The 15,081-nt window shown below is 70.7% G+C and carries 11 protein-coding genes; 2 read left to right on the top strand and 9 right to left on the bottom strand.

Going from position 1 to position 15,081, the window contains the following annotated elements:
* Positions 1 to 102 precede the first annotated feature (102 nt).
* Entirely contained in the window at positions 103 to 1,701 is a 1,599-nt protein-coding gene (locus tag JK361_RS11495) for a purple acid phosphatase family protein (RefSeq protein ID WP_201815632.1), read from the top strand.
* A gap of 176 nt (positions 1,702 to 1,877) precedes the next feature.
* Positions 1,878 to 3,482, top strand: coding sequence for a beta-N-acetylhexosaminidase (locus tag JK361_RS11490; protein ID WP_201815631.1), 1,605 nt, complete (start codon positions 1,878 to 1,880; stop codon positions 3,480 to 3,482).
* Between the two features lie 85 nt (positions 3,483 to 3,567).
* Here JK361_RS11490 and JK361_RS11485 read toward each other — a convergent pair whose 3' ends face one another.
* The 9 genes from JK361_RS11485 to JK361_RS11445 all read right to left on the bottom strand — a co-directional run bounded on the left by JK361_RS11485 (position 3,568) and on the right by JK361_RS11445 (position 15,081).
* Positions 3,568 to 5,337 (bottom strand): IucA/IucC family protein, encoded by a 1,770-nt coding sequence (locus JK361_RS11485; protein ID WP_201815630.1) that lies wholly within the window; start codon positions 5,335 to 5,337, stop codon positions 3,568 to 3,570.
* Positions 5,334 to 5,858 carry a GNAT family N-acetyltransferase gene (locus tag JK361_RS11480; RefSeq protein ID WP_201815629.1) on the bottom strand — a complete coding sequence of 175 codons (525 nt, stop codon included), beginning with the start codon at positions 5,856 to 5,858 and terminating at the stop codon, positions 5,334 to 5,336. Before JK361_RS11480 ends, JK361_RS11485 begins: the two co-directional genes overlap by 4 nt.
* Positions 5,855 to 7,141 carry a lysine N(6)-hydroxylase/L-ornithine N(5)-oxygenase family protein gene (locus JK361_RS11475; protein WP_201815628.1) on the bottom strand — a complete coding sequence of 429 codons (1,287 nt, stop codon included), beginning with the start codon at positions 7,139 to 7,141 and terminating at the stop codon, positions 5,855 to 5,857. Before JK361_RS11475 ends, JK361_RS11480 begins: the two co-directional genes overlap by 4 nt.
* Positions 7,125 to 8,567 carry a lysine decarboxylase DesA gene (gene desA / locus JK361_RS11470; RefSeq protein ID WP_201815627.1) on the bottom strand — a complete coding sequence of 481 codons (1,443 nt, stop codon included), beginning with the start codon at positions 8,565 to 8,567 and terminating at the stop codon, positions 7,125 to 7,127. Before desA ends, JK361_RS11475 begins: the two co-directional genes overlap by 17 nt.
* A 114-nt stretch (positions 8,568 to 8,681) precedes the next feature.
* Positions 8,682 to 9,566, bottom strand: coding sequence for a siderophore-interacting protein (locus JK361_RS11465; RefSeq protein ID WP_201815626.1), 885 nt, complete (start codon positions 9,564 to 9,566; stop codon positions 8,682 to 8,684).
* Positions 9,567 to 9,792: 226 nt separating this feature from the next.
* Positions 9,793 to 10,839, bottom strand: coding sequence for an ABC transporter substrate-binding protein (locus JK361_RS11460; RefSeq protein ID WP_201815625.1), 1,047 nt, complete (start codon positions 10,837 to 10,839; stop codon positions 9,793 to 9,795).
* 206 nt (positions 10,840 to 11,045) lie between these two features.
* Positions 11,046 to 12,206: an acyl-CoA dehydrogenase family protein gene (locus tag JK361_RS11455; protein ID WP_201815624.1), complete on the bottom strand. Its 1,161-nt coding sequence runs from the start codon at positions 12,204 to 12,206 to the stop codon at positions 11,046 to 11,048.
* Positions 12,207 to 12,211: 5 nt separating this feature from the next.
* Entirely contained in the window at positions 12,212 to 13,153 is a 942-nt protein-coding gene (locus JK361_RS11450; RefSeq protein WP_201815623.1) for a hydroxymethylglutaryl-CoA lyase, read from the bottom strand.
* A complete protein-coding gene (locus JK361_RS11445; RefSeq protein WP_201815622.1) occupies positions 13,150 to 15,081 on the bottom strand; it encodes an acetyl/propionyl/methylcrotonyl-CoA carboxylase subunit alpha in 1,932 nt (643 codons plus the stop codon). The genes JK361_RS11450 and JK361_RS11445 overlap by 4 nt, the downstream gene beginning before the upstream one ends.

The following is a 15,081-nucleotide window of genomic DNA, read 5'->3' as shown; positions in this document are numbered from 1 at the left end:
TTATTGAATCTCTTATGGGGCCGTGTTCGCGCACCGTCCATCCTGTGTCCTGCGTCTCGTTGCCCGAACCGACGAGTTTCAGACGCCATGGACATACCTCGTATGGGAGTACCCGACAAGCTGGCCGAGCGCATGAGCATGGCCGAGCAGCACGAGTACCTGCGCGCCAGGTTCTCGCGGCGCACCATGATCAGGGGCGGCGCCGTCACGCTGGGCACCGTCGCGGGTGGCGCGTTCGTGCCGGGTGCCACCGCCCAGGCCGCCGTGCCGGCGCTGGGGGTACCTCCCACGCCCGTCAAGCAGTGGGGGAGGACCTCCTCCTCCGCCGAGTCGGTCGACGGCTCCCTCGTCACCCCCTTCGGCCGCCACCTGGCCTGGGGCAACGACCCGCGCACCGAGATCACGGTCTCCTGGCAGGTCCCGGTCGCCGTGCGGAAGCCGTTCATCCGCATCGGCGCCCACCCCTGGGATCTCTCCCGCAGGATCGAGGCCGAGGTCCGCACGCTCCACACCCCGGCCGGTGTCGGCGCGAGCGGCGACCACACCCAGTACTACCCGCACGCCAAGCTCACCCACCTGCGCCCCGGCAGGACGTACTACTACGGCGTCGGACACCGGGGATTCGACCCGGCCGAGCCGCACCTGCTGGGCACCCTGGGCACCTTCACCACCGCCCCGGCCCACAAGGCGCCGTTCACCTTCACCGCCTTCGGCGACGAGGGTGTCGGATATCACGGCCTGGCGAACAACGCCCTGATCCTCGGCCAGAACCCGGCCTTCCATCTGCACGCCGGTGACATCGCCTACGGCGACCCGGCCGGCCAGGGCAAGACCACCGACGGCGGGTTCGACTCGCGCACCTGGGACCAGTTCCTGCACCAGACCGAGTCGGTCGCCAAGCAGGTCCCGTGGATGCCGGCGTACGGCAACCACGACATGGAGGCCTGGTATTCGCCCAACGGCTACGGCGGCGAGGAAGCCCGCTGGACCCTCCCGGACAACGGCCCCGACAGGAAGAACCTGCCGGGCGTCTACTCCTTCGCCTACGGCAACACGGCGGTCATCTCGCTCGACGCCAACGACATCTCCTTCGAGATCCCGGCGAACTTGGGCATATCCGGCGGAACCCAGACCAAATGGCTGGAAGCCCAGCTGAAGAAGTACCGGGCGGCGAAGGACATCGACTTCATCGTCGTCTTCTTCCACCACTGCGCCTACTGCACCTCCACCGCGCACGCCTCGGAGGGGGGCGTGCGCCAGGAGTGGGTGCCGCTGTTCGAGAAGTACACGGTGGACCTGGTCATCAACGGCCACAACCACCAGTACGAGCGCACCGACGTCATCAAGGGCGACGAGGTCACCAAGAAGCTGCCGATCGGCGGCACGGCCTACCCCGAGACCGAGGGTGTGGTGTACGTCACCGCGGGCGCGGCGGGCCGCAGCCTGTACGCCTTCTCGGCTCCGGACTCCTACGAGGGGAACGAGCACGAGACCGACTCCGTGGCCTCGTTCGTCAACACCAAGGACGGCAAGGTCGACGAGACCGTCGGCTGGTCCCGGGTGCGCTACCTCGACTACTCCTTCCTCCGCGTGGACGTCACGCCCGCGCCGAGGGGCCGCCAGACCACGCTGACGGTGTCGGGCATCGCCGAGACGGGCGACCGCATCGACCACTTCACGGTGTCCCGCAGGGCCAAGTAGGCGACCGGCGGGCGGAAAACCCCTCCGGAGGCGGGGCGTTGCGCTCCTCGCCGTCGAGGGCCGGGCGCCGTGCCGTCCTTCCGGATGATTTCCGCCCCGCGGGGACTGTTCCGCCGGATCCGCGGGACAGTGGTCTCGACCACGTCTGACGGTCGACCCCTCCGAAGGGAGCGCATGTGAGACGGAACCACAGCACGACTCCCCGAACCCCCCGCATCCTCGGATCCCTGTTGCTGCTCGCCGCGGCCGGCGCCTCCACCCTCGGCGCGGCCCCCGAGGCACGGGCCGCCGCCACACCGGTCCCGCTGGGCCGGGTGGTCCCGGTACCGGCCTCGGTCTCGCCGGGCGGGACGCCGTACCGCATCACCCGCGAGACCGGCATCCGGGTCGACGGCTCGCCCGAGGTGCGCCGTATCGGCGCCTACCTGGCCGGCGTCCTGCGGCCCTCCACCGGCTATCCGCTGCCGGTCACCGACCACGGCACCGGTGGCATCCGGCTCCGGCTCGCCGGCGGAGACTCGGGAGCCGAGGGCTATCGGCTGCACAGCGGCGCCGGCGGGGTGACCCTCACCGCGAGCACCCCCGCCGGGCTCTTCCACGGCGTCCAGACCCTGCGGCAGCTCCTGCCGGCGGCCGTCGAGAGGAAGACCGTCCAGCCCGGCCCCTGGCGGATCGCCGGCGGCACCGTGCGGGACCGCCCCCGGTACGCCTACCGGGGCGCCATGCTGGACGTCTCCCGGCACTTCTTCACGGTCGCCCAGGTCGAGCGCTACATCGACCAGTTGGCCCTGTACAAGGTCAACGAACTGCATCTGCACCTGAGCGACGACCAGGGCTGGCGCATCGCGGTCGACTCCTGGCCGCGGCTGGCCTCCTTCGGCGGCTCCACCCAGGTCGGCGGCGGCCGGGGCGGCTTCTACACCAAGGCCGACTACCGGGAGATCGTCCGGTACGCGGCCTCCCGCTACCTGGAGGTCGTGCCGGAGATCGACATGCCCGGCCACACCAACGCGGCCCTGGCCTCCTACGCGGAACTCAACTGCGACGGCGTGGCACCCCCGCTGTACACCGGCACCAAGGTCGGTTTCAGCTCGCTGTGCGTGCCCAAGGAGGTCACCTACGACTTCGTGGCCGACGTCGTCCGGGAGCTGGCCGCCCTCACCCCCGGCCGCTACCTGCACATGGGCGGCGACGAGGCGCACTCCACCGGCCACGCCGACTACGTGGAGTTCATGGACCGCGTGCAGCCGGTCGTGGCCCGGTACGGCAAGACCGTCATCGGCTGGCACCAGCTCACCGGCGCCCACCCCGCCGAGGGTGCCCTCGCCCAGTACTGGGGGCTGGACGGCACCGCAGCGCCGGAGAAGGCTCAGGTGGCGCAGGCGGCCCGGAACGGCACCGGGCTCGTCCTGTCCCCGGCCGACCGGGTCTACCTGGACATGAAGTACACCAAGGACACCGTCCTGGGCACCAGATGGGCGGGCCTGGTGGAGGTGAGACGGTCCTACGACTGGAATCCGGGCGCCTACCTCGCCGGGGTTCCCGCCTCGGCGGTCAGGGGCGTGGAGGCGCCGCTGTGGACGGAGACCGTGAAGAAGTCCGCCGACATCGAGTACCTGGCGTTCCCGCGGCTCGCCGGAGCGGCCGAGCTGGGCTGGTCCCCGGCGGCGAGCCACGACTGGAACACCTACAGGACCCGGCTGGCCGCACAGGGCCCGCGCTGGGACGCCCTGGGCATCCACTACTACCGGTCGCCCCAGGTCCCCTGGCCGACCGCCTGACCGACCACCGGCGGCCTGGGCCTCACCGATGACCGACGGCCACCCCGCAGGACCGTACTGCGGGGTGGCCGTCCGTCCGGTGGGGTCAGAAGCCGGCGAGGGGGTTCTTCAGGGTGCCGACCAGCTGGAGTGCGCCGGACGGGTCGGTGAGGTCCACCATCTGCCTGTTGTTCCGCAGCTGGAGCCGGTTGAGGCAGGACAGCGCGAACTCGGGGGCGAACATGTCGTACTGGCGAAACCTGTCGGCCAGCTGGGGGTTCGCCTCCTGGTACTCGCGGGTCACCTCGGCGACCGTGCGCCAGAAGCCGTCCTCCTCCAGGATGCCCTCGGCGGCGAGGTGGGCGGCCAGGAAGCGGAAGAAGCAGTCGAAGACGTCCGTGAAGATCGACAGCAGCTTCGTGTCCTCCGGGACCTCGACCCGGATGCGCCGCACCTCGGGCGGCAGGGCCGCGTCCGGGTCCATGACGGCGATCTCCTCGGCTATGTCCTTGTAGACCGCCCGCGTCACCACGCCGTCCTCCAGGACCAGGATCACGTTCTCGCCGTGCGGCATGAACACCAGGTCGTAGGCGTAGAAGCTGTGCAGCAGCGGGGTGTAGTAGGCCCGCAGATACCCGCGCAGCCACTCGGCGGGCGTCAGACCGGAGCGGGCGATCAGCGCGCCGGCGAAGGAGGCACCCTGGTGGTCGACGTGCAGCAGGGAGGCCATGGTCGCGAGGGACTCGCCGTCCTTCAGCGAGGGCACCGGGCTCTCCCGCCACAGCGCGGCCAGCATCTTGCGGTACGGCGAGTAGCGGTCGGTGGCCCGCTCGTACTCCAGGTGCCGGTAGCCGACGGCGGCCCGTTCCCGGATGATCGTGAGGCCGCTCGCCTTCAGCACCGGATCGCTCTCGATGAGCCGGGCCAGCCAGTCGTTGATGGCCGGGGTCGCCTCCATGTAGGCGGCCGACAGACCGCGCATGAAGCCCATGTTGATGACGGACAGGGCCGTCTTCACGTAGTGCTTGTGCGGGGCGCTGGTGTTGAAGAAGGTCCGGATCGACTGCTGGGCCAGGTACTCGTCGTCGCCCTCGCCGAGGCAGACGAGATGGTTCCGGGCCACCTCGGCGGCGAAGGTGACGCTGAGTTTGTTCCACCACTGCCAGGGGTGCACCGGGATGAACAGGTAGTCGGCGGGGTCGAGGCCCTGGCCGGTGAGGACGGTACGGAACCGCTCCACCGTCTTCTCGCCCAGCTCCTCGCGCAGGAAGGACTCGTACTCGATGCCGACGCCCGCCGTGAACGCGGCCCGCGAGCGGTGGGCGGCCAGCCACACCAGCCGGACGGGACTCGCCGTCTCGGGCGCGTACGACAGGTACTCGTGGATGCCGAAGCCGAGCCGCCCGTTGTTCGCGACGAAGCACGGGTGGCCCTCGGTCATCCCGGTCTCGATCGCCTGGAAGCCGCTCGCCGCCAGCTCCGCGGAGGTGACAGGGGGCTTGGTGAGCTTGTAGCAGGTGCCCGAGAGGGTGGAGGAGATCTCCTCCAGGTAGACCGGCAGGACCTCGTCGCTCAGCCCCAGGGAGTCCTTCAGCTCGATGAAGAAGTCCAGCGCGGCGAGCGGCGGTTCGCCACCGTCGCGGTGCCGGGTGATCGAGTCGGGGTCGATCTGCCAGTGGTCCAGGGCCCGGCGTACGGCGCTGAACCGGTAGGAGGTGAGCCCGTCGTCGCTGCGGACGACGTACCGGTCGCCGTCCTCCTCGGGCGTGATCAGGCGCTCGTGCGCGAACTCGGCGAGGGCCTTGCGCAGCAGCAGCCGGTTGGCGGCCGCCCAGCGTTCGGGGGACAGGTGGGCCACGGTGCCGGCGAGGGTCATGCGGTCACCGCCTTCTCGAACTGCTCGCGGGTGCAGAAGCTCAGCAGGGCCCGCTTCTCCGGCTTGTCGATCTCCCGCTCGGCCACGAAGCCGACGGCCGCGTTCAGGGCGTGCACGGCCTTGTTGCCGACGTCCGGCTCGACGACGACGCGCTCCACGGCCGGGCCCTCGAAGAGGTGGGCCATGACGGCGGTGATGACGGCCTTGGTGAAGCCGTGCTCGGGGGCGTCCGTTGCCGGGGTCAGGAAGTGCATGCCGATGTCACCGGGCCGTGCTTCGTACAGCCCGGCCAGTTCCCGGTGCGCGGGGTCGTACTTCTCCATCAGGAAGGCGGGCTCGCCGTCGCGCAGCCCGAACAGCGCGTGGTGGTGCTCGTCCGCCGCTATCTCCATGTAGGCGCGCTCCACCTCCTCCGGTTTCGCGTCCTGCATCATCCAGAAGGCCGCCTTGGGATGGGTGAGCCAGGAGTACAGGAGTTCGCCGTCCTTCAGCGGATCGACGGTACGGAAGGTGAAAGTCATACGGCGAACTCCTGGAACGCGACGGTCTTCTCGACCGGGTAGTACTCGGTGCCGAGCAGCTCGCGGATGATGTACGAGTTGCGGTACGCGCCCATGCCCAGGTCCGGGCTGGTGATGCTGTGGGTGTGGACGCCGGCGTTCTGGAGGAAGACGCCCCGGCCGGTGACGTCGATGGCGTAGTTGCGGGCGACGTCGAAGCGGCCGTGGCCGTCGAAGCGGAGCCGGTCCTGGACCGGGGCGAGGAAGGCCGGCGGCGTGTAGTGGTAGCCGGTGGCCAGGACCAGGCCCTCCGTGCGGATCTCGAAGTCCTTGTCCTGCTCGTCCTGGTGGAAGCCGAGGGTGTAGGTGCCGCCTTGGTGCGTCGCGGTGCGCAGCGTGGAGTTGGTGAGCAGCCGGGTGGGCACCGGGCGGTCGCCGCTCTCCACGCTCTTCTGGTAGAGCAGGTCGAAGATCGAGTCGATCAGATCCGAGTTGATGCCCTTGAACAGGCCCTTCTGCTGCTTCTCCAGCCGGTAGCGGGTCTCCTCGGGCAGCGCCCTGAAGTAGTCGATGTAGTCCGGGGAGGTCATCTCCAGGGTCAGCTTGGTGTACTCCAGCGGGAAGAACCGCGGGGAGCGGGTGACCCAGTCGAGCCGGTAGCCGTGGACGTCCATCTCGGCGAGCAGCTCGTGGTAGATCTCGGCCGCGCTCTGGCCGCTGCCGACGATCGTGATGGACTTCTTCCGCTGAAGCTCCGCCTTGCGGTGCATGTAGCGGGAGTTGTGCAGGAAGTCCCCGTCCAGGCCCTGGCAGGCCGGGGGGACGTAGGGGGCGGTGCCCGTGCCGAGGACCAGGTGACGGGCGCGGTAGGTGTCACCGGCCTCGGTGCGCACGACGTACAGCTCGTCCTCGTACGTCACCTCGGTGACCGTGGTGCCGAAGCGGACGCTGCTCAGCCGGCCGGCCGCCCAGCGGCAGTAGTCGTCGTACTCGACGCGCAGCGGGTAGAAGTTCTCGCGGATGTAGAACGAGTACAGTCTGCCCTTCTCCTTCAGGTAGTTCAGGAAGGAGTACGGCGAGGTCGGGTCGGCCAGGGTGACCAGGTCCGACATGAACGGCGTCTGGAGGTGGGCGCCGTCCAGGAACATGCCGGGGTGCCACTCGAAGCCCGGCTTGGACTCCAGGAAGACGCCGTCCAGTTCGGCGATGGGCTCGGTGAGGCAGGCGAGGCCGAGGTTGAAGGGGCCGAGCCCGATCCCCACGAAGTCGTAGGTCTTGTTCGGGCTTTCAGGACGCGCGGTCAAGGGACACTCCCAGGTACTGCTCGGCATGGCCGGCGATCAGATCGAGGACGGCGGCGATGTCGCCGGTCGTGGTCTCGGGGTTGAGCAGGGTGAACTTCAGGTACTGGCGGCCGGCCACCTTGGTGCCCGCGACCACGGCGTCGCCGGAGGCGAACAGGGCCTTGCGGGCGTAGAGGTTGGCGCGGTCGATCTCGGCCGGGTCGGTGACGCCCGACGGGATGTAGCGGAAGACGAGGGTGGACAGGGCGGGTTCGACGACGACGTGGTAGCGGGGGTCGGCCGCGAGCTGCTTCCAGCCCTCCTGGGCCAGGTCGCAGACCTCGTCGAAGAGCTGTCCGATGCCGTCGGCGCCCATCGTGCGCAGGGTGAGCCACAGCTTGAGGGCGTCGAAGCGGCGGGTGGTCTGGAGGGACTTGTCCACCTGGTTGGGAATACGTTCCTCCACCATGCGGCGCGGGTTGAGGTACTCGGCGTGGTAGGTGGCGTGCCGCAGGGTGGCCGCGTCCCGGACCAGCACGGCGGAGGAACTGACGGGCTGGAAGAAGGACTTGTGGTAGTCGACGGTGACGGAGTCGGCGCGCTCGATGCCGTCGATGCGGTCCCGGTACTTCAGGGAGGCGAGCAGTCCGCAGCCGTAGGCGGCGTCCACGTGCATCCAGACGTCGTACCGGGCGCACAGCCCGGCGATCTCCGGCAGCGGGTCGATGGAGCCGAAGTCGGTGCTGCCGGCCGTGGCGACGACGGCCATGGGGACCAGGCCGTCCTTCGCGCAGCGTTCCAGTTCGTGGGCGAGGGCGAGGGTCTGCATGCGCTTGTCGTGGCCGACGGGGATCGCGACGACGGCGTCCGGCCCGAGGCCGAGGAGTTTCGCGGACTTCTGCACGCTGAAGTGGCTGACCTCGGAGGTGAAGACGCGCAGCCGGGCGAGGTCGTCGCACTTGGCCTCCTCCCGGGCGAGGAGGAGCGCCTGGAGGTTGGACTGGGTGCCGCCGGAGGTGAAGACGCCGTCGGCGGCGGGGCCGAGGCCGATGCGGGCGGCCGTCCAGTCGATGAGCTTGCGCTCGATGAGGGTGCCGCCGGCGGACTGGTCCCAGGTGTCCAGCGAGGAGTTGACCGCCGAGAGCACGGCTTCGCCGAGCACCGCCGGGATGACGACCGGGCAGTTGAGGTGGGCGAGGTAACGGGGGTGGTGGAAGTAGATCGCGTCCCGCAGGTAGACGTCCTCCAGTTCGTCCAGGGCGGCGGTGGTGTCGCCCAGCGGACGGTCCAGGTCGATGTCGCCGATGCGGGGAGACAGGGCGTCCACGGTGACGCCGGTGAACGGACGGTCGGTGGTGGCGAGTTTGGCCGCCACCCGCTCGACTCCTTCGGTCACGGAGCGGCGGTAGTGCTCCGCGGTGAGGCCATTGAGCAGGTGCGAGCGCATGTGGGGGTCCTCCGAGGGGACGGTCCGTGCGGGATCAACTTAGGTTAGCCTAACCTAAGTATCCGTCACCAGGTCATGGCTCTCCGGTGACCGGCGTCACTTCGAGGGGGGTGGCTACTCCGCGGCCCGGAGCTGCTCCTCCGTCATCCCCTGCCGCCAGTAGCCGACGAAGGTGACGCTCCGCCGGTCCACGCCGCGTTCACCGACGAAGTACCGCCGCAGCGCGCGGACTCGACCCGACTCTCCGGCGATCCACACATACGGCCGCCCGGCGTCCGCCAGCCCGGCGGCCCGTACGGCGTCGACGGCCATGGGGGACCCGTCGTGCCGTACGAGCCAGGTGATCTCCGCGTCCGCCTCCGTGCAGACGTCCAGGATGTCACCGGCGTGCGGCACCTCCAGCCAGGCCTGGACCCGGGTGCCGGCGGGCAGGGATTCGAGGATCGCGGTCGCGGCCGGTACGGCCGTCTCGTCGCCGCACAGGACGACGAGATCGGTGTCCTCGGGCGGGCGGAAACGGATCGCCCGGTTGTCGGCGACGGCCGGTCCGAGCAGCAGGACCCGGTCGCCGGCGGCGGCACGCGAGGCCCAGCGGGAGGCCGGGCCGGCAGCCGTTCCCGCCGTCCGGGCGGAGCCGGGGGCGGGGGAGGTGCCGGGCCCGATGCCGTGCAGGGCGAAGTCGATGTCGATCTCGGCGGTGTGGCCCAGGGCGTCCCGCCGCAGCGCCCGCAGGGTGTACGAGCGCATCACCGCCCGTACGTCGTCCGGGAGTTCGCGCCAGCCCTGCCACCAGCCGTCGCCCAGCTCCAGCGGTACGACCGGCTCGCTCTGGCCGGGGTGCGGCAGGAACAGCGAGAGCGACTGGTCCCGCCCGTCGGAGTGGAAGGCGTGCAGATCGGCCCCGGCGAAGGTGACCCGGACCAGGGACGGGCCGAGCCGCCTCGTCCGTACGACCTGGAGGGAGAAGAAACGGAACGGGGCGGCTACGGCTGTCGTCATCAGTGGCTCCTGAGGTGACTTCAGGGGACGGTGGTGCGCGCCCCCGGAGGGGCGCGGGGCCGTACTCGACATGCGGCTCAGCCGCGTGGACCCGGCCGGCCGCGGACGGCCGGCGGTCCGACGGCTACGCGGGGCCCGGGCTCATCCGGTCCCGCGGCCGGACCTCGGGCCTCTCGTTCGGATCACGCCGGGCTCGCGGGCCCTGGCCTGATCCAAACGAAAGCCCCTAGCCGACCTTCTTGGCCTTCTCCAGCGCCTCGGCCAGGTTCGTCAGCAGCGGCACGCACTTGTCGTAGGAGAGGATCGGCTCCGGGGAGCGGCCGATGACCTGGCCGGCCTTGACGGCGGGCAGCTTCTTCCAGGTCGCCTTGGTGATGTCGGCCGGCTGGATGGCCGAGGAGCGGTCGTCCATCATGATGATGTCGGCCTTGTACTTGTCGACGTTCTCCCAGCTGAGCGACTCGTACCAGCCGCCGCCCTGCTTCTTGGCGCTCTCCGGCGGCTCCACGAAGTTCACGCCGAGGGCCTTGAAGTACTCGAGGTCGATGGAGAGGTTGGTGCCGGAGACGTAGAACAGCTGGTCGCTGGCGCTGCCGGCCATCACCTTGAGGTCGGGCTTGGCCTTGGCGGCGGCGCGCAGCCGGGCGGCGGCGTCCTCGAACCGCTTCTTGGCCTCGGTGACCTTGGCGGCCTTCATGTCCGCGCCGAGCGACTCGGCGAGGTCCCACATCCGCTGGAGCGGCTGGGTGAGCTGGCGGTCGTAGACGGAGATGCCGACGGTGGGGGCCAGTTGGGCGATCTTCTTCTTGGACTCCTCGGGGACGTACCAGAGGGTGCCGGCGTCGTCGAACATCGTCGTGATGAGCACGTCCGGCGCGAGGGAGGCGTACTTCTCGATGTTGAACTGGCCCCAGGTGTTGCCGAGGACCGTCAGCTTGCTGACGTCCATGTCGCCGGCCTGGACGTCGGGCTTGCCGGCGGTGGTCTTCGTCGGACCGAACACACCCTTGACCTGGATGCCGTAGTCGTACAGCGCGGCGGCCGCACCGGTGAACGCGACGATGTTCGCGGGGGCCTTGTCCAGCTTCACGGCCGTGCCGCGGTCGTCCTTGAAGGACCAGGGGCCGGACTTGCCGTTCTTGGCGGCCGTACCGGCACCGCCGTCTTCGTCCTTGTCGTCCCCGCAGGCGGCGAGCGCGGCACCGAGTCCGAGGGCGCCGCCCGCGGCGAGCAGGCCGCGGCGAGTGAAGTGGGTGGCACGGGCTTGGGACATGGGTGTGACTGCTTTCGAACGGGGCGAAGCGCCCGCCGGACAAGGTCGAAGGTAGGTTAGCCTAACCTCAGCTGATGTCCAGGGGGCGGGGTGCTCCCTCCCCGGCCCACAGGCGCCCGCGGACGGCCCCCGCACCGGCCGGAATTGACGACGGGACCGGCGCCGTGCGGCGCCGGTCCCGTGTCGTGGCCGTGGGCCGGGCGGGCTCAGCCCACCAGCCCCAGTTCCCGCGCGATCAGCATGCGCTGGACCTCGCTCGTGCCCTCGCCGATCTCCAGGATCTTGGAGTCGCGCCACATGCGGGCCACCGGGTACTCGTTCATGAAGCCGTAGCCGCCGTGGATCTGCGTGGCCTCGCGGGCGTTGTCGACGGCGACCGTGGAGGAGTAGAGCTTGGCGAGCGCCGCCTCCTTCTTGAACGGCTCGCCCGCCACCAGGCGGGAGGCCGCGTCGCGCCAGGCCAGGCGGGCCGTGTGGGCCTTCATCTCCATGTCTGCGATCTTGAACTGGATGGCCTGGTTGGCGCCGATCGGACGGCCGAAGGCGTGCCGTTCCTTCGCGTACTTCACCGACTCGTCCACGCAGCCCTGGGCCAGACCCGTCCCGAGCGCCGCGATCGCGATGCGGCCCTCGTCCAGGATGCGCAGGAACTGGGCGTAACCGCGGCCCTGTTCGCCGAGCAGGTTGGCGGCCGGGACGCGGACGTCCTGGAAGGACAGCTCGCGCGTGTCGGAGGCGTTCCAGCCGACCTTCGAGTAGGGCGCCGCCACCGTGAAGCCGGGCGTCCCGGACGGGACGATGATCGCCGAGATCTCCGGACGGCCGTCCGGCTTGCGGCCGGTGACCGCGGTGACCGTGACCAGTCCGGTGATGTCCGTACCCGAGTTGGTGATGAAGCACTTCGTGCCGTTGATGACCCATTCGTCGGTGTCCGGGTCCAGGCGGGCCGTGGTGCGGGTCGCCCCGGCGTCGCTGCCGCCGTCCGGCTCGGTCAGGCCGAACGCGCCCAGGATCTCACCGGAGCAGAGCCGGGGCAGCCACTCGCGCTTCTGCTCCTCCGTGCCGAACAGGTGCAACGGCATGGCGCCCAGCGAGACACCCGCCTCCAGGGTGATGGCCACCGAGGAGTCCACCCGGGCCAGCTCCTCCAGGGCGAGCCCGAGCGCCAGGTAGTCGCCGCCCATCCCGCCGTACTCCTCCGGGAACGGCAGCCCGAACAGGCCCATACGGCCCATCTCGCGGACGATCTCGTACGGGAACTCGTGCCGCTCGTAGAAGTCGCCGATCTTCGGCGCCACGACGTCGTGCGCGAACTCCTCCACCGTACGGCGGAGTTCCTCCAGCTCAGGGCTGAGACGGTGGTCCATGCTGATCACTGGTCCTTGTGGGAGAGAGCGCGGACGGTACGGGACGGGCTGGGCCGGTCCAGGTGGGCGGCCATCCACACGCTGGTGGCGGTCAGACGGCCGAGGTCGACCCCGGTCTCGATGCCGAGGCCGTGCAGCATCCATACGAGGTCTTCGGTGGCGAGGTTGCCGGTGGCGGACTTCGCGTACGGGCAGCCGCCGAGGCCGCCCGCGGAGGCGTCCACCGTGGTCACGCCGTGCTGGAGGGCGGCCAGCGTGTTCGACAGCGCCTGGCCGTAGGTGTCGTGGAAGTGCACGCCGATCTCGTTCGTCGGCACGCCCTCCTCGTTGAGCAGGCTGAGCAGTTCGAGGACATGGCCGGGGGTGGCCACGCCGATCGTGTCGCCGAGGCTCAGCTCGTCGCAGCCCATGTCCCGCAGCGCCGTGCAGACGCGGGCCACCTGGTGCAGCGGCACCGCGCCCTCCCACGGGTCGCCGAAGCACATCGACACATAGCCGCGCACATGCGCGCCCTCGTCCTTCGCGCGCCGCACCACCGGTTCGAACACCGCGAGCGACTCGTCCAGCGTCCGGTTGAGGTTGGCCTTGGCGAAGGACTCGGTGGCGCTGGCGAACACGGCGAGGCGATCGGCGCCGAGGGCCAGCGCCCGGTCCAGGCCGCGCTGGTTGGGCACCAGCACCGGAAGGGCGACGTCCAGGCCGCTGACGAGCGGGAACAGCTCCTCGGCGTCGGCGAGTTGAGGCACCCACTTCGGGTGCACGAAGCTCGTCGCCTCGATCGTCGTCAGGCCCGCGCCGGCCAGCCGGCGGATGAACTCCGCCTTGATCTGCGTCGGTACGGCCGACTTCTCGTTCTGCAGTCCGTCGCGCGCGCCGACCTCGTGGATCCGTACCCGCGCGGGCAGGTCCTGGGCCGGTACGACCATGGGCAGTCCCTCGGCGGTCACCGCGCCACCTCCTCGTGCGGTGCGACGACGGCCAGCACCTGGTCCATGGCGACCGCGGTGCCCGGGGTCACGTCCAGCTCGGCGACCGTGCCGGCGTGCGGGGCGGAGATGACGTGCTCCATCTTCATCGCCTCGACCACCAGCAGGCTCTGCCCGGCGCTCACCTCGTCCCCGACGGCCACCTTGACCACGGTGACCGTGCCGGGCATGGGCGCGGTGAGGGAGTCGGCACCCGCGTGGGCGGACCCCCCGAGAGACGCGGCCACCGGGTCGTGGTCCCGTACCTGCCAGGCGTCGCCGTCCCGGCCGATCCAGTCGCCGGACCGGCGGAAGGTGTGGCGGACGCCGTCGAGGGTGACGCTGACGGTGCCGTCGGTGACGGCCGCGGTGCCGCGCGGGGTGTACGTCACCGGGTCCTGGACCCGCAGGTGGAAGACGGGCGGCTTCGGGGTGCCGCCGAGCCGCCAGCCGCTCGGCACCGAGAACGGGTCGACCCAGCCGTCCGTGCGGGGCCGGAGCGCCTGTGCCCGTACGGCCGCCGCCGCCTCGTAGACCTCCTCCGGTACGTCCGTGGTGACCAGGTCGTCCACGACCCGCTCGACCAGACCGGTGTCCAAGTCGCCCCGCACGACGTCCGGATGGGCCAGCAGCCGGCGCAGGAAGCCCGCGTTGGTCTGCACGCCCAGCGTGACCGTCTCCGCCAGGGCCGCCCGGAGCCTGCGCAGCGCCGTGGCGCGGTCGGGGCCGTAGGCGATCACCTTGGACAGCATCGGGTCGTACAGGCTGCCCACCTCGGTGCCCTCGCTGAGCCCGGAGTCGGTGCGGACGCCGTCGCCCTGGGGCTCGTCCAGCAGCAGGACCGTGCCGCCGGAGGGCAGGAAGCCGCGCGCGGGGTCCTCCGCGCAGATCCGGGCCTCGACCGCGTGCCCGGTCAGCGTCACGTCCTCCTGCGCGAATCCGAGCCGCTCCCCGGCCGCCACCCGCAGCTGCCACTCGACCAGGTCGAGCCCCGTGATCAGCTCCGTGACCGGGTGCTCCACCTGGAGACGGGTGTTCATCTCCATGAAGTAGTACTGCGACGGGTCCCCGCCCGGCACGATGAACTCCACCGTGCCCGCGCCCCGGTACCCGCACGAGCGGGCCGCCTGCACGGCCGCCTCGCCCATCGCGGCCCGCGTCTTCTCGTCGAGGAGCACGCTCGGCGCCTCCTCGATGATCTTCTGGTGGCGCCGCTGGAGCGAGCACTCGCGCTCGCCGAGGTGGACCACGTTCCCGTGGCCGTCGGCCAGCACCTGGATCTCGATGTGCCGGGGGCGGTCGATCCACCGCTCCACCAGCAGGGTGTCGTCGCCGAAGGAGGCGCGGGCCTCGCGGCGGGCGGCGGCGATCTCCTCCTCGAGGGCGGAGATGTCCCGCACCAGCCGCATGCCCTTGCCGCCACCGCCGGCCGACGGCTTCAGCAGCACCGGGACGCCGATCTCCCGCGCGGCGTCGGCGAGCCGGGCGTCGGACAGCCCGCTCCCGCTGGAGCCGGGGACGACCGGCACCCCGGCCGCCCGGACGGTCTCCTTGGCCCGGATCTTGTCGCCCATGAGCGCGATGGCGTCCGCCGACGGGCCGATGAACGCCAGCCCCGCCTCCTCGCAGGCACGGGCGAAGCCCGCGTTCTCGGCGAGGAAGCCGTAACCGGGGTGGACGGCCTGGGCGCCGGTGCGGGCGGCGGCCTCCAGCAGCCGCTCCACCGACAGATAGCTCTCGGCGGCCGGCGCCGGACCGATCCGTACCGCCGTGTCGGCCTCCCGGACGTGCCGCGCGTCGGCGTCGGCGTCGGAGAAGACCGCCACCGAGCGCACGCCCAGCGAGCGGAGCGTACGGATCACGCGCACGGCGATCTCGCCCCGGTTGGCCACCAGTACTGTGTCGAACAC

Origin of the sequence: Streptomyces musisoli (assembly GCF_016741855.1) — a bacterium.
GTDB classification, from domain to species: Bacteria; Actinomycetota; Actinomycetes; order Streptomycetales; family Streptomycetaceae; genus Streptomyces; species Streptomyces musisoli.
This window is presented reverse-complemented; position numbering and strand designations above follow the sequence as displayed.

Bases quoted from the DNA above. Each gene is read 5' to 3' on its own strand.
- JK361_RS11495 (WP_201815632.1), top strand. From the start codon at position 103: ATGGGAGTACCCGACAAGCTGGCCGAGCGCATGAGCATGGCCGAGCAG.
- JK361_RS11485 (WP_201815630.1), bottom strand. From the start codon at position 5,337: ATGACCCTCGCCGGCACCGTGGCCCACCTGTCCCCCGAACGCTGGGCG.
- JK361_RS11480 (WP_201815629.1), bottom strand. From the start codon at position 5,858: ATGACTTTCACCTTCCGTACCGTCGATCCGCTGAAGGACGGCGAACTC.
- desA (WP_201815627.1), bottom strand. From the start codon at position 8,567: ATGCGCTCGCACCTGCTCAATGGCCTCACCGCGGAGCACTACCGCCGC.
- JK361_RS11465 (WP_201815626.1), bottom strand. From the start codon at position 9,566: ATGACGACAGCCGTAGCCGCCCCGTTCCGTTTCTTCTCCCTCCAGGTC.
- JK361_RS11460 (WP_201815625.1), bottom strand. From the start codon at position 10,839: ATGTCCCAAGCCCGTGCCACCCACTTCACTCGCCGCGGCCTGCTCGCC.
- JK361_RS11455 (WP_201815624.1), bottom strand. From the start codon at position 12,206: ATGGACCACCGTCTCAGCCCTGAGCTGGAGGAACTCCGCCGTACGGTG.